This window comes from Marilutibacter spongiae, assembly GCF_014145325.1.
GTDB classification, from domain to species: Bacteria; Pseudomonadota; Gammaproteobacteria; order Xanthomonadales; family Xanthomonadaceae; genus Marilutibacter; species Marilutibacter spongiae.
Genome location: NZ_JACHTF010000001.1, coordinates 265,995 through 280,112, shown reverse-complemented (window position 1 = coordinate 280,112; position 14,118 = coordinate 265,995). Strand labels below are relative to the sequence as shown.

Below are 14,118 nucleotides of genomic sequence, written 5' to 3'. Positions count from 1 at the left end.
AGCGCCAACTGCCTGGAGGAACACCATGATGCCTGCTTTCCACCTTCGCACACTTGCCCTGGCCGGCGCGTTGGCGCTGCTGCCGGTGGCGACGGCCTCCAATGCCTGGGCGCAGCAAGCCGACGCCCAGGCGCCCATCCAGCAGCAGATGAGCGCCGATGAATTCAAGGCCGCGGGCCTGGACAAGCTCGATGCCGGCGAGCTCGCCGAGCTCAACCGCTGGCTTGGCCGCAAGATCTCCGCCGAGACCACCGCGGCCGCCACCGCCGCGGCCGCCGCGGCCAAGAAGAAGGTCGAGGACGACAACCGCGGCTTCCTGAGCTTCGGCTCCACCGAGCCGGTCACGGGCCGGATGACCAGCGAGTTCCGCGGCTTCGGCAAGGGGCGTCGCTACACGCTCGACAACGGCCAGGTCTGGGAGCAGGTCGACGACGCGACGCTGGTCGGCGCGCGCAATCCCAACCCCAACGTCACCATCAAGCCCAGCCTGGTCGGCAACACCTGGTACATGACCGTGGAGGGCTACAACAAGAACGCCAAGGTCAAGCGGATCGAATGACGCCCGCGCCCGGGGCCTGCCCCCGGGCGTCTACCGCTGGAGCTGCGACAACCGCTGCGCGAGCTTCTTCGGCGACACGCCGCCGCGCGCGCCCAGTTCCTGGGCGAACAGCGACACGCGCAGTTCCTCCAGGTCGCGGCCGAAGGCCTGCCACTCCGGGTCCCGGGCCATGCCGGCCCCGCGCGCCGCGTCCAGGGCATCCACGAAGGGCTTGAGTTCCAGCATGCGCGCCTGGTCGCGGGTCGGGTCGCGCAGCGCGCGCTCGCCGCGCAGGGCCAGGGCCTTGAGGTAGCGCGGATATTCGCGAAGGGTCGCGGCGGGGACGTCGCGCAGGAAACCGGGGGGCGCCAGGGCCGCCAGGTGCGCACGCATGTCGTCCAGGTTGCCGCTGGCCCAGCCCATCAGCGGCGATTCCAGGCGGGCGCGCACCTCGGCGACCGCGGCAAGGATGGCCTCGGCCTGCTTCAGGCGTTCGACCGCCTCGGGGAACAGGGCCTTCCCGACTTCGGCGACGCGCGCATCGAAGGCGGCGGCGTCGCGGATCGCGTCGAGCCCCTCGCGCGCCAGCGCGGCGAACGCGCCATCGACCAGGTCGTTGCGCAGGCGGTCGCCGTCGCGGATACCGGTCGCGCGGGGCTCGGCGGCTTCGATGGCCGCGTACAGCAACCCCGTCCGCGACGATACCGGCAACTGCTTGCGTGCCTGCTTCATGCGGTCGGCGCTGGCCAGCGCGAGCAGTCGGCGCACGCCCGCCGGATGCGCCGCCTCGGCCACGTCGCGCTCGGCGTGCACGCGCAACGAGACGCTGTCGCCCTCGTCGTGCAGCGCCGGCCACGCCGGCACGCCGCCGGCCCCGGGCACGGACACCGGGATGGGCGTGTCGGGGAACGCGGTCATGCCTTGGCGGGCCAGGCCATCGGCCGCCCGTTCGGCGAACGCACGCGCAGCGCGCTCGCCGAACTCGCGGCGCAGCGCATCGAGATCGCGCGATTCGGCCAGCACGCGCCGCCCGTCGCGATCGAGCAGGCGCAGGTTCATCCGCAGGTGCGGCTCGAGTGCCGCCCCGTCGAAATCCAGCGCGGCGACCTCGGCCCCGGTGAGCTTCTTCAGGAAACGCGCCAGGCTGCCTTCGAACCCGTCGCCGCCATCGGGACCCGGATGGGCTTCGTGGAAGGCGCGGGCGAAATCCGGGGCCGGCACGAAGTTGCGCCGTTGTGCCTTGGGCAGGGACTTGATGAGCGCGGCGGCCTTGTCGACGGCGAACCCCGGCGCCAGCCAGGACAGGCGTACCGGGTCCAGCGCATTGAGCAGGTGCAGCGGCACCGCCAGGGTCATGCCGTCGTCGGGCGCGCCGGGCTCGAAGCGATACTTCACCGCCAGGCGGACGTCGCCCAGCGCGATCCATGGCGGGAACCGGTCGGCGTCGGTCTCGTCGCCGATCATCAACTCGTCCAGCGACCACTCCAGCCCCGCCTTGCCGGCGGCCGGCAGCTTGCGGTACCAGGCATCGAGCGCCTGCGCGTTGTGCACGTCGGGCGGGAGCCGGTCCAGGTACCACCGCGCCATCCAGTCCTCGTCGACGACGATGCCGGCGCGCCGCTGCTTGGCCTCTTCCTCGCGCGCCTTGGCCAGGGTGGCGAGGTTGCGTGCCAGGAACGGACTGCGGGTGTTGATCTCGCCGGTGACCAGCGCGTCGCGGGCGAAGATCGCGCGACTCTCCTCCGGGAACAGCGCGCCGTAATGGACGGGCTTCCTGGGCGCGAGCACCAGCCCGAACAGGCTGACCTGCTCGCTGCCGACCACGCGTCCCTGCGAGCGCGACCAGCGCGGGTCGTGCTGGCGCCTGGCCAGCAGGTGCGGCAACTCGGCGATCACCCAGTCGGGCTCGATCGCCGCGTTGGTGAGCGCCCAGACGCGCTCGGTGTCGAGCAGGGTGGCCGAGAGCACCCAGGGCGGCGGCTTCCTGGCCAGCGTCGAGCCCGGGAACAACTGGAAGCGACGTCCGCGCGGCCCTTCGAAAAGTCCCTTGTCGTTGCGGTGCGCGACCTGGGTGGGCAGTCCGGCCAGCACCGCGCGGTGCAGGGTGGCGTAGGCGCCGGTATCGAAGTCCTCGCGTCGGGCCGGCACCTGCCAGCCCAGGTCGGCCGCCATGAGCTTGAGCTGGCGATGCAGCTCGCGCCACTCGCGCATGCGCAGGAAGCCAAGGAAGTGGGTCTCGCACCACTTGCGCAGGCGCGACTGCGTCATCTCTTCGTGGGCCGCCTGGTAGGCGTCCCAGAGCTTGAGGATGCCGACGAACTCGGACTTCGCATCGGCGAATCGCGCATGCGCGGCATCTGCCGCGCCGCGCTGGTCGGCGGGCCGTTCGCGGGGGTCCTGGATGCCCAGGAACGCGGCGATCGCCAGCATCTCGCGCAGGCAGCCGTGCGCGTTGGAGGCGATCAGCATGCGCGCCAGTTTCACGTCCACCGGCAACCGGGCCATCAGCTTTCCGGTCACCGTCAGGCGGCGCCGGTCATCGACCGCGCCCAGTTCGGCGAGTTGCTGCCAGCCGTCGGCGATGGCACGCGGCTCGGGTGGCTCGAGGAAGGGAAAGGCCTCGATGTCGCCCAGGCCCAGCGCCAGCATGCGCAGGATCACGCCGGCGAGCGCCGCGCGCAGGATCTCCGGGTCGGTGTAGAGCGGCCGCGACTCGAAGTCCGCCTCCGAGTAGAGGCGGTAGCAGGTACCCTCGGCGATGCGCCCGCAGCGTCCCTTGCGCTGGTTGGCGCTGGCCTGGCTCACCGGCTCGATGTGCAGGCGATCGAGCTTGCCGCGCTGGCTGTAGCGCTTGACGCGGGCCAGGCCCGGATCGACCACGTAGCGGATCCGCGGCACCGTGAGGGAGGTTTCGGCGACGTTGGTCGCCAGCACGATGCGCCGCTGCGTACCGGGATTGAACACCCGGTCCTGGTCGCGGACGGAGAGGCGCGCGTACAACGGCAGGACCTCGGTGTGGCGGTACTTGCGCCGCTCCAGTGCCTGGTGCGCGTCGCGGATCTCACGCTCGCCCGGCAGGAACACCAGCACGTCGCCGCGCGGGTCCTCGCGGGTGATCTCGTCGCAGGCGCCGACGATCGCATCGGTGACGGTGCGTTCGCCGCGCCGGCCGTCTTCGTCGTCGCCCTCGCCCTCAAGCGGGCGGTAGCGCACTTCCACCGGATAGCTGCGGCCCTCGACGTCGACCACCGGCGCGTCGTCGAAGTGCGCGGCGAAGCGCGAGGTGTCGATGGTCGCCGAGGTCACGATCACCTTCAGGTCCGGTCGCCGGGCCAGCAGCTGTTTCAGGTAACCGAGCAGGAAGTCGATGTTGAGGCTGCGCTCGTGCGCTTCGTCGATCAGGATCGTGTCGTAGCGCGACAGCCAGCGGTCGGACTGGATTTCCGCCAGCAGGATGCCGTCGGTCATGAACTTGATGGCGGTCTGCTCGCCGACGTTCTCGTTGAAGCGCACCTGGTAGCCGACCGCACCGCCCAGCGGCACCTGCAGTTCCTCGGCGACGCGGCGCGCGACCGCGCGCGCGGCGATCCGGCGCGGTTGCGTGCAGCCGATCATGCCCGCCGCGCCGCGCCCGGCCGCCAGGCAGAGCTTCGGCAACTGGGTGGTCTTGCCCGATCCGGTCTCGCCGGCGACCACCACGACCGGATGCCGGCGGATGAGCTCGACGATGCGGTCGGCCTCGCGCCCGATCGGCAGCGAGGGGTCGGCGGGCGCATGCGGCAACGCGGCCGCGCGCGCTTCGCGCCTGGCCACCGACTCCGCCAGCGCACGGGTGAACGCTTCCTGAGCGGCCGCGTCGGCAGGTCGCCCCTTCCAGCGCGACCACAAGCCGTGGAGCCGACCGCGATCGCGGCTCAGGCCGCCGTCGATCGCGCGACGGGCGGCCTGCAAGGCCTTGCCCTGCGCGTCGTCGCGGCGCCCCTTCCGTGACGCCGCGTTTGCATTTCGATCGCTAGACTCCATCTGTTGTTTGAACCGCTATCACTTTCAACATGGCGAACCGGGGCGGCCATTGTCGCCCCAACCCCTTGCAAAGGAGAAACCGCATGGCCAAGTCCAAGACCTCGAAGCCGGCCAAGAAGGCCGCGAGCAAGGCCCCCAAGCCGGCCGCATCCCCGGCACCCGGCTCCAGCGCGCCGGCCATCGACATCGGCATCTCGGCCAGCGACCGCAAGAAGGTCTCCGACGGCCTGTCGCATTTCCTCGCCGACGCCTACACGCTGTACCTCAAGACCCACAACTTCCACTGGAACGTCACCGGCCCGATGTTCAACGCCCTGCACGTGATGTTCGAGGGGCAGTACACCGAGCAGTGGACCGCGCTGGACGAGGTCGCCGAGCGCATCCGCGCCCTGGGCTTCAATGCGCCGGGCTCCTACGCCGAGTTCACCCGCCTGTCCTCGATCCCCGAGGAACCGGGACTGACCGACGCCGCCGACTGGAAGGAGATGGTGCGCCAGCTCACCGTCGGCAACGAAGCCGTCTGCCGCACTGCACGCAAGACCCTCAAGACCGCCGAAAGCGCCGGCGACGACCCCACCGTCGACCTGATGACCCAGCGCCTGCAGGTCCACGAGAAGACCGCCTGGATGCTGCGCTCGCTGCTGCAGTGAAGTCGCAACGCTGCGCGTCTGGCGACCGCGGGCTTCGCTTTGCGAAGCCCGCGCACTGCACAATGCGCTCCCGATCCCAAGAAATGGGGTCAGAGTCATTTTTCCTGCAGGCTGCAAGGTGAAGCGACCTGGACCGACGGAAAAATGACTCTGACCCCATTTTTCCAGACCCCTCCCCTGATCCACCCCCCTCCGCCCTCGCCTCCCTTGGTACCCTAGGCGGATGCCCCGCGACACCCTCGACCACGCCCTCGACCTCCTCCGCGACACCTTCGGCCACCCGGCCTTCCGGGGCGAGCAGGCGGCCATCGTCGAGCGGGTCGCCGAGGGCGGCGATGCCCTGGTCCTGATGCCCACCGGCGGCGGCAAATCGCTGTGCTACCAGTTGCCGGCGATGCTGCGCGATGGTTGCGCGATCGTCGTCTCTCCCCTGATCGCGCTCATGCAGGACCAGGTCGAGGGCCTGCGCCAGCTGGGCGTTCGCGCGGCCAGCCTGAACTCTTCGCTCGATGCCCAGGCCGCTGCCGGGATCGAGCGACAGTGGCTGGACGGCGACCTGGACCTGCTCTACGTGGCCCCCGAGCGTTTGCTCGGCGGGCGCATGCTGGACCTGGTGGGGCGCGCGCACGAACGCGGCCAGGTCGCCCTGTTCGCGATCGACGAGGCCCACTGCGTCTCGCAATGGGGCCACGACTTCCGGCCCGAGTACCGCCAGCTGACCGTCCTGCACGAGCGCTGGCCGGACGTCCCGCGCATCGCCCTCACCGCCACCGCGGACGCGCCCACGCGGCGCGAGATCGTCGAGCGCCTGGCGCTGGAAGATGCCCGGCAGTTCGTCAGTTCGTTCGACCGTCCCAACATCCGCTACCGGGTCGTGCACAAGGATGGCGCCGGCAGCCGCCAGCTGCTGGACTTCCTGCGCGGGCACGAGGGCGAGAGCGGCATCGTGTACGCGTTCTCGCGCAGGCGGGTGGAAGCCATCGCCGAACAGCTGGTCGAAGCCGGGGTGCACGCCCTGCCCTACCACGCGGGCCTGCCGGCCGAGACGCGTGCCGCCAACCAGCGCCATTTCCTCCAGGCCGACGGCGTGGTGATGGTCGCGACGATCGCCTTCGGCATGGGCATCGACAAGCCGGACGTTCGCTTCGTCGCCCACGTCGACCTGCCCAAGTCGGTGGAAGGCTATTACCAGGAAACCGGCCGTGCCGGCCGCGACGGGGGGCCGGCCGAGGCCTGGTTGAGCTACGGTCTGGGCGACGTGGTCAACCTGCGCGCGCTCATCGACCGCGGCGAAGCCAGCGACGAGCGCAAGCACCTGGAGCGCAACAAACTCGACGCCCTCCTCGGCTATTGCGAATCGACCGGCTGCCGGCGCCAGGCCCTGCTCGGCTGGTTCGGCGAGGACTATGCCGGCGCCCACGGCGGCGGCTGCGGCAACTGCGACAACTGCCTGGAGCCACCCGAGACCTGGGACGGCACCGAGGCCGCGCGCAAGGCGCTCTCCTGCGTCTACCGCAGCGGCCAGCGCTTCGGCGCCGGCCACCTGATCGACATCCTCGTCGGCAAGGACACCGACAAGGTCCAGCAGTTCGGCCACGACGCCCTCAGCACCTGGGCGATCGGGCGCGACCTCGACGCGCGGCAATGGCGCGGCGTATTCCGCCAGCTGGTCGCCGCCGGACTGCTGGAAGCCGATGCCGAGCGCTACAACGCACTGCGGCTGACCGCGTCCAGCGGCGCCGTCCTGCGCGGCGAGCGCCGCCTGTCCTTCCGGCACGAGCCCGAACCGCGCCGCCGCGGGCGCACCCACCGCTCCTCGATGATCGAGGCCGACCTCGATGCCGAGGCGCTGGGCCGCTTCCACGCCCTGCGCGAATGGCGCGCCGCGGTCGCCAAGGAGCAGAACGTGCCCGCCTACGTGATTTTCCACGACAGTACCCTGCGCGCGATCGCCGAGGCCGCGCCGGGCAACGAAGGCGCGCTGGCGGAGATCCCCGGGATCGGCGCCCGCAAGCTCGAACGCTACGCCGGGGACCTGCTCGACCACCTGGCCCGCCTGGAATGACGCGGGCGGGCAAGCCGGCGGACGCCGGCCCCGTCCAACGCATCGGATCGCCGGTGCGGCACCGGCTCTCCGGAAACGTGACGGGCCCGGCTTAAACCCCCGGCGGGCAACCGGCATCAGAGTGGTTATGCTGAACGCCGTGGCCGAACTCCCGCCCCTCGCCGAAGACGCCCCCGCCGACGCTGCGGCCGGCGCCGACGTCGAAGCGAGCCTGGTCCGCGCCGCGGTCGAGGGCGACGTCGTGGCCTTCGAGGCCTTGTACCGGCGCCATTCAGGCCGCGTCCACGGCGTGATCGGCCGCCTGGTCGGGCATCACGGCACCCGCGCGGAAGACCTCACCCAGGAGGCCTTCGTCCGGGCCTGGCAGGCGCTGCCGGCTTTCCGGTTCGAGGCGGCGTTCTCGACCTGGCTGCACCGGCTGGCGGTCAACACCGCGCTCATGGACATGCGCAGCCAGCGCAGCCGGCCGCAGCACGAGGGCGACGACGATGCCTTCGACCTGCTCGGCCAGGCCGACTCGGCCGGCCATACCACCGCGCTTTCCATGGACCTGGAGCGCGCGGTCGCCAGCCTGCCGCCGCGTGCCCGCGCCGTCCTGGTGCTGTACGACGTGGAAGGCTGGAAGCACGAGGAAATCGCCGCCGAGCTGGGCATGGCGGTCGGCAGTTCCAAGGCGCAACTGCATCGCGCGCGCCATCTGTTGCGCGAACGGCTCGGCGAGGCCGCCTGGTCCGGAGACATCCCATGACACACGAAACCGATACCGATCACACGCCCGATGCCCCGCTGCCCGATGACCTGCGCTGGCAGCTTCGCGGGCTGCGCACCGACGCGGCTCCCTCGCACGACCTGTGGCCCGGCATCGCCGGTCGCCTGACGCCGCGCACCGCGACGACGACGCCACCCACCGCGCGCTCGCGGCGCCGCTGGCTGGCCCCTCTCGCCCTCGCGGCCAGCCTGCTGCTGGTGGCCACGACGCTGGGCTGGTACCTGCCTCCCGCCGGCGATGCGCCGGCCGGGGCCGGTGTCGCGACGACCGGCGCGCCGGCCACGCAGGCGCCCCCGGCCGCCGACCCCGCCTGGGCCTACCAGCGCGAAGTCGCGGGGCTGACCCGGCAATACCAGGCCGCGTTCAACGCCCTGGGCGCCGTGCCGGGCGACCCGAGCCTGCAACCGGCGATCAACGACCTGGACCGCAATGCCGACATGATCCTCGACGCCCTCGCCCAGCAACCCGATTCGCGCCTGCTGCTCGACCAGTTGCGTCGCACCTACGCCCAACGCCTCGCGCTGAGCCAGCGCATGCTCAATACCTGACCGGAGCCCGCCATGACCCGATTCCAATCCATTGCCTCACCCGTGCTGGCCTCCGCCCTCTTCGTGGCGGCGCTGCCCGCCCTCGCCGGTACGCCCATCAACGAGACCCGTCCGCTCGACCCGCGCGGCAGCGTGGACATCGACAACCTCAAGGGGCGCATCGAAGTGCGCGCCTGGGACCGCGCCGAGGTCCAGATCACCGGCACGCTCGGCAAGGGCGTCGAGAAGCTGGAGATCACCGGCGACAAGCGCCACCTCGACATAGAAGTGAAGTACCCCAACCGCGGCAGCGGCCTGGGCTTCTTCACCAGCAGCGACAAGAGCGAGCCCAGCGACCTGGTCGTGATGGTGCCCTTGCGCGCCAACCTGGAGATCGACTCGGTCTCGGCGGACATCGACGTCGCCGGTGTCGCCCCCGATTCGCTCTCCATCGACACCGTCAGCGGCGACGCCACGGTGGCCGGCGCACCGGGCGAACTGAGCGTGGACAGCGTCAGCGGCGACCTGAAGCTCACCGTCAACAGCCGCAACGTGTCCATCGACAGCGTCTCGGGCGACATCCGTCTCTCCGGCCGGCTCGACGGCGAGGTGGCCATCGACAGTGTCTCGGGCGAGGTCGAGGTCCGCGTGATCGACAGCCAGCTTCGCCGGTTCTCCGGCGAGACCGTATCCGGCGATTTCGACCTGCGCACCGCGCTGGCCCCCAACGCCCGCATCGACATCGAATCGGTCAGCGGCGACGTCGACCTGCATTTCCCGCGCAGCCTGTCGGCGACGGTCAAGGCCTCCAGCTTCAGCGGCGACCTGAGCGCCCCGGACGCGAACATCGAGCGCCCCAGGCACGGTCCTGGCGCCAGCTTCACCCATCGCTATGGCGGTGGCGACGCCGACATCAACCTGGAAAGCTTCTCCGGCGACGTCACCCTGCAGTTCGACTACTGAACCGCCGCATCGACCCGGCCGCCGGCGCTCGCCGGCGGCGCGGGCATGTCCGGGCCACTGCGGCCGGGCATCTCGGTGCCCGGGCCGTCAGGGCACCGCGCACTGCAGCGTGAAGGTCAGCGAGCCGTTCGCGGGCAGGGTCGGCAATGAGACGCCTGCCGCGGACTGCAGCGCCGCGACGGTGACCGAGCCGGCAGGGGGGCACACGGCGCCGCCGGTGGCCGAACCGCAGGTCGCCGAACTGCAGCTCACGCCGGTCGGGACGGGTTCGCGCAGGATCGCACCCGACGCGGCCCCCGGGCCGTTGTTGCGCACCACGATCGCGTAGGTCGTCGCCGCGCCCGAGACCACGCGGTCGCCCGCCTGGTCGTTCGCGCCCTGCGTCGGCGTGTTGGTCTTGGTCACCGCCAGTTCCGCGTTGAAGCTGTTGTTGAACGTGCAGGTGATGGTCTGGTTCGCGCCGTAGTTGGCCGCGGGGATGCTCAGCGCACCTCCCGTCCGCGTGGCGTTCACCGTCGCGCCCGTCTGGTCCACGCAGCTCGCGCCGGTCAGGGTGAAGGCCGCCGGCACGAGGGTTTCAGTGATCGTGATGGCCTGGGAGTGGTTGCTGACCGGGAAGGTCGCCGACACCGCGGGATTGCTGGTGGCGGTATTGAGCGCGAACGTGCCGGTGCCCAGTGCGCCACCGCGGCTGAAGTTGAAGCTGCCGGTGCCGTTGCTGGACTGCTTGCGCACGACGACGCTGGAACCGGTCGTGCTCCAGCGGAACTCGACGCCATCGCCCAGACCGGCCGACCCGATCATGGCGACGCTGAAGGTCAGGCTGGTGATGCCGGTACCGTTGAACTGGATGGAGCCACAGCCGGTCCCCACCGACGAGTTCTCGCACTCGGGCTGGGTGACGGCGATGCTTACGTTGACCGTCCGGCGGAACGTGGTGGCGTTGACCACGAACGGTGTGTTGCCGCTGAGCCGGGTCATGCTTACCGCGCCGCCTTGCGAGGTGGAAGAGGCCAGCGTCCACAGGGACGAGTTGGAGACGCCGCCGTTGATGCCGCCCAGGCGGTCGACATGCAGCACCGGATTGTTGACCGGCTCGCTGAAGGTGAACGTGTAGTTGATGGCGGTCAGCGTCGGCGGCACCGAGAACGAAAGCGACGTGCCGCCAGCGACGGCGCCGCCGTACGGGTCGCTCCAGAAACTGGTCGTGTTGAACACGCCGTTGACGTACGCATCGTCGCTGGTGCCGGCCTGGGTGATGCCGAAGCCGAGCACCGTGGCGTTGGCCGAGGTGGTGAATCGCCCCGGGTTTCATAGACACCTACGAGCCTGAAAGTCCCGCTTGCCGTTCGAACTCTACCGGAGAGACGCCTCCATTGGAGCCGTGTCGGCGCTTGGGGTTGTAGAACATCTCGATGTAGTCGAACACGTCGCTGCGCGCCGCGGTCCAGGTCAGATAGATCTTGCGCTTGATCCGCTCGCGCTTAAGCAACTGGAAGAAGCTCTCGGCCACTGCGTTGTCATGGCAGTTGCCGCGCCGGCTCATGCTGCAGACAAGGCCATGGGCCTTCAGGAACGCCTGCCACTCGGCCCCCGTGAACTGACTGCCTTGGCCCGAGTGCAGCATCAGTCCCGGAGCCGGCTTGCGTCGCCACACCGCCGACAACTAAGCCTGCAGCACCAGGTTGGCCTGCATCCGAGCCTGCATCGCCCAGCCCACGACTTGTCGCGAGTACAGGTCCAGGACCACCGCCAGGTACAGCCAGCCCTCGTGTGTGCGGATGTAGGTGATGTCGGTGACCCAGTGCGTGTTCGGGGCGGGCACGTCGAACCGGCGATCCAACCGGTTCGGCGCCACCGTCGAGACCTGTCCGCCACGCGGACGCGGTCGCCGGCCATAGCCGACCTGCGCCCGCAGGCCTTCGCCCTTCATCAGCCGCGCCACGCGATGCTTGCCGCAGCGCTCGCCCAGGTCCCGAAGGTCGTCGGTGATCTTGCGGTAGCCGTAGACCGTGCCGCTCTCCAGCCACGCCTGCTTGACCAGGCCCAGCAGGCGCTGGTCCTCGCGATGGCGATCGCTGTGGGGCCGGCGCAGCCAGGCATAGAACCCGCTGCGTTGCACCCCCAGCACCCGACTCATGCTGATGACGCGGAACTGATCCAGGTGTGCCTGCATGAACGCGTACTTCGCCCTTATCCCTTGGCAAAGTGCGCCGCGGCCTTTTTCAGGATGTCGCGCTCCTCGGTGACCCGTCGCAGTTCCGCCTGCAGTCGCCGGTTCTCGACCGCCAGCGCGGCGTCGTCGTGACGTTCCTGCGGTGCCTTGCGATGCATGCGCACCCATTCGTACATCGAGTGCACGCTCACCCCGAGCCGGTCCGCCACTTCCCGGGCGGGACGCCCGTGGTCAATGACCTGTCGGGCCGCTTCGGCCTTGAACTCTTCCGTATACCGCTTGCCACTCATACACACCTCCGTGATTGCCGTAATGTACGGCTTGGAGATGTCTAGTGAACCCGGGGCGATTCACGGCTTGAGTGGACGCTCACCCGTCATGAGAGCGTATTCACTGATCATGCTTGCGATGGTTGCCGCTTGCTCGAACATGCAGCCAACGCAATCCCTCTGCGATGTCGCGCGCGCTCCGGACCGGTTTGAGGGCTTGCCCCTGACCCTCTCAGGCACGGCCAGGATGTCTCGACATGGCAGTACGCTCTCGGACCCTGCGTGCCCAGGCCGTGCCCTTGACATTGAGGGCGATGATCCAGAGCTTTCGAGTGCATTGGCCAGTACGCTTGCGCCGGGAACGGCACCCGTCCGCATTACGGTGACCGGGCGCGTCATTCGCACGGCCGGTCTGCCTTCCTACGTGTTCAGTGTGACTGAAGGGCGCTCCGAATGAGCCGTGCGCCGCTCGACAGTCTGCTCAAGCGTTCGATGGTGGGTCGTGTTGGATTCGAACCAACGACCAGCGGATTAAAAGTCCGATGCTCTACCGACTGAGCTAACGACCCGGGGAAACCGGAAGCCGCGGCGTGGGGCCGCCGTGGCCTTCGCCCGACATTGCATCGGGGGCGTGCATTCTAGCGCAAGGCCGCCCGGAGTGGGATAGGGCCTCCCACGCCGCGCCCGGCCCGGCGCACGGCTCAGGAGTAGCGGGTGGTGTCGACCGCGTCCGCGGCGGCGAAGCCCTCCGCGCGCAGGCGGCAGGCGTCGCAGTGACCGCAGGCGCGGCCATCGGCGTCGGCCTGGTAGCACGAGACCGTGGTCGAGAAGTCGACGCCCAGGCGCAGGCCCTCGCGCACGATGTCGGCCTTGCTCATGTGCTGCAACGGGGCGTGCACCTGCAGTCCGGCGCCTTCCACGCCCGCCTTCGTCGCCAGGTTGGCCAGGGCCTGGAAGGCCTCGATGAAGGCCGGTCGGCAGTCGGGATAGCCCGAGTAGTCGACCGCATTGACGCCGCAGAAGATGTCGGCGGCGCCGATCACCTCGGCCCAGCCCAGCGCCATCGACAGCATGATGGTGTTGCGCGCCGGGACGTAGGTCACGGGGATGTGGCCCTCGGGGGCCGCGTCGCCGACCGGGTGGCCGTCGGCGTCGGTCGGCACCTCGATGTCGTCGGTCAGCGCCGAGCCACCGATGCTGCGCAGGTCCACGCTGACGGTCTTGTGCGCGACCGCGCCCAGGTCGCGCGCGACCCGCTCGGCGGCATCGAGCTCGGAGGTGTGCCGTTGGCCATAGCGGACGCTCAGCGCATGCACGGCATAGCCCTGCTCGCGCGCGATGGCGATGACGACGGCGGAGTCCATGCCTCCGGAGACGAGGACGACGGCTTTTTTCATGGCGGGGATGGGTGTTCGGGAATGGGGAGTGGGAGAAGCGGCGTTGCCCGCCAGCCGGGTCAACGGCCGGGGGCGTCGTCCCAGAGGATCTTGTGCAGTTGCAGCTGGAAGCGCACCGGCAGGCGGTCTTCGACGATCCAGTCGGCCAGGTCGCGGGGCTTGATCTGGGTGAAGCTGGGCGAGAACAGCACGTCGCAGGTGTCCACCAGGCCGTGTTCGGCGACCACGTCGCGGGCCCACTCGTAGTCCTCGCGGGAACAGACCACGAACTTGACCTGGTCGTGCGCGGTCAGCAGCGGCAGGTTGGACCACAGGTTGCGATGCGCTTCGGCCGAGCCGGGCGTCTTGATGTCGAGCACCCTGGACACGCGCGGATCGACCGCGGCGATGTCGATGGCCCCGGAGGTTTCCAGCGAGACCTCCAGGCCGGCGTCGCACAGCCGCTCGAGCAGGCCGATGCAGCGCTTCTGCGCCAGCGGCTCGCCCCCGGTCACGCAGACGTGGCGGGCGCCCAGGCGCGCGACTTCGGCAAGAATCGCGTCGGTGTCCCACCACTCACCACCGTGGAAGGCGTAGGCGGTGTCGCAGTACTGGCAACGCAGGGGGCAGCCGGTGAGGCGGACGAAGACCGTCGGCCAGCCGATGCTGCGCGACTCGCCTTGCAGGGACAGGAAGATTTCGGTGATGCGCAGCCGGTCCGGCGACACGGCAGCCGCATCGGCGTTGACGGCATTCATGCGG

10 protein-coding genes, 1 tRNA gene and 1 pseudogene are annotated in these 14,118 nt (G+C 69.9%); 6 read left to right on the top strand and 6 right to left on the bottom strand.

Translation table 11 applies throughout. The features are described from left to right. Nucleotides 1-28 precede the first annotated feature (28 nt). Nucleotides 29-559, top strand: coding sequence for a hypothetical protein (locus tag H4F98_RS01245; protein ID WP_182684838.1), 531 nt, complete (start codon nucleotides 29-31; stop codon nucleotides 557-559). Between the two features lie 30 nt (nucleotides 560-589). Here H4F98_RS01245 and hrpA read toward each other — a convergent pair whose 3' ends face one another. Next, nucleotides 590-4,561: an ATP-dependent RNA helicase HrpA gene (gene hrpA, locus H4F98_RS01240; RefSeq protein WP_220479027.1), complete on the bottom strand. Its 3,972-nt coding sequence runs from the start codon at nucleotides 4,559-4,561 to the stop codon at nucleotides 590-592. Nucleotides 4,562-4,644: 83 nt separating this feature from the next. Here hrpA and H4F98_RS01235 point away from each other — a divergent pair, with 83 nt between their 5' ends. The 5 genes from H4F98_RS01235 to H4F98_RS01215 all read left to right on the top strand — a co-directional run bounded on the left by H4F98_RS01235 (nucleotide 4,645) and on the right by H4F98_RS01215 (nucleotide 9,535). Next, nucleotides 4,645-5,211 (top strand): Dps family protein, encoded by a 567-nt coding sequence (locus tag H4F98_RS01235; RefSeq protein WP_182684836.1) that lies wholly within the window; start codon nucleotides 4,645-4,647, stop codon nucleotides 5,209-5,211. Nucleotides 5,212-5,434: 223 nt separating this feature from the next. After that, the gene (gene recQ / locus H4F98_RS01230) at nucleotides 5,435-7,276 is read left to right on the top strand and encodes a DNA helicase RecQ (RefSeq protein WP_182684835.1); all 1,842 of its coding nucleotides are present in this window, start codon (nucleotides 5,435-5,437) and stop codon (nucleotides 7,274-7,276) included. Between the two features lie 127 nt (nucleotides 7,277-7,403). After that, nucleotides 7,404-8,024 carry an RNA polymerase sigma factor gene (locus H4F98_RS01225; protein WP_182684834.1) on the top strand — a complete coding sequence of 207 codons (621 nt, stop codon included), beginning with the start codon at nucleotides 7,404-7,406 and terminating at the stop codon, nucleotides 8,022-8,024. After that, on the top strand, nucleotides 8,021-8,593 hold the full coding sequence (locus H4F98_RS01220; RefSeq protein ID WP_182684833.1) for a hypothetical protein: 573 nt from the start codon (nucleotides 8,021-8,023) through the stop codon (nucleotides 8,591-8,593). Before H4F98_RS01225 ends, H4F98_RS01220 begins: the two co-directional genes overlap by 4 nt. A 12-nt stretch (nucleotides 8,594-8,605) precedes the next feature. Then, nucleotides 8,606-9,535: a DUF4097 family beta strand repeat-containing protein gene (locus H4F98_RS01215; protein ID WP_182684832.1), complete on the top strand. Its 930-nt coding sequence runs from the start codon at nucleotides 8,606-8,608 to the stop codon at nucleotides 9,533-9,535. A gap of 87 nt (nucleotides 9,536-9,622) precedes the next feature. On the opposite strand, the gene H4F98_RS16965 is transcribed toward H4F98_RS01215, so the two are convergent. From H4F98_RS16965 to queE, 5 genes and pseudogenes are all read right to left on the bottom strand, one after another. Beyond that, nucleotides 9,623-10,810, bottom strand: a complete 1,188-nt coding sequence (locus H4F98_RS16965; protein WP_182684831.1) for a prealbumin-like fold domain-containing protein — start codon at nucleotides 10,808-10,810, stop codon at nucleotides 9,623-9,625. Nucleotides 10,811-10,856: 46 nt separating this feature from the next. Beyond that, a pseudogene (locus H4F98_RS01205) lies at nucleotides 10,857-12,001 on the bottom strand (IS3 family transposase). 472 nt (nucleotides 12,002-12,473) lie between these two features. Next, nucleotides 12,474-12,549 (bottom strand) — tRNA-Lys (locus H4F98_RS01200). A 132-nt stretch (nucleotides 12,550-12,681) separates the two neighbouring features. Then, complete coding sequence (gene queC, locus H4F98_RS01195) at nucleotides 12,682-13,377, bottom strand: 7-cyano-7-deazaguanine synthase QueC (protein ID WP_182684830.1); 696 nt, start codon at nucleotides 13,375-13,377, stop codon at nucleotides 12,682-12,684. 59 nt (nucleotides 13,378-13,436) lie between these two features. Then, complete coding sequence (queE, locus tag H4F98_RS01190; protein WP_182684829.1) at nucleotides 13,437-14,114, bottom strand: 7-carboxy-7-deazaguanine synthase QueE; 678 nt, start codon at nucleotides 14,112-14,114, stop codon at nucleotides 13,437-13,439. Nucleotides 14,115-14,118: the final 4 nt, after the last annotated feature.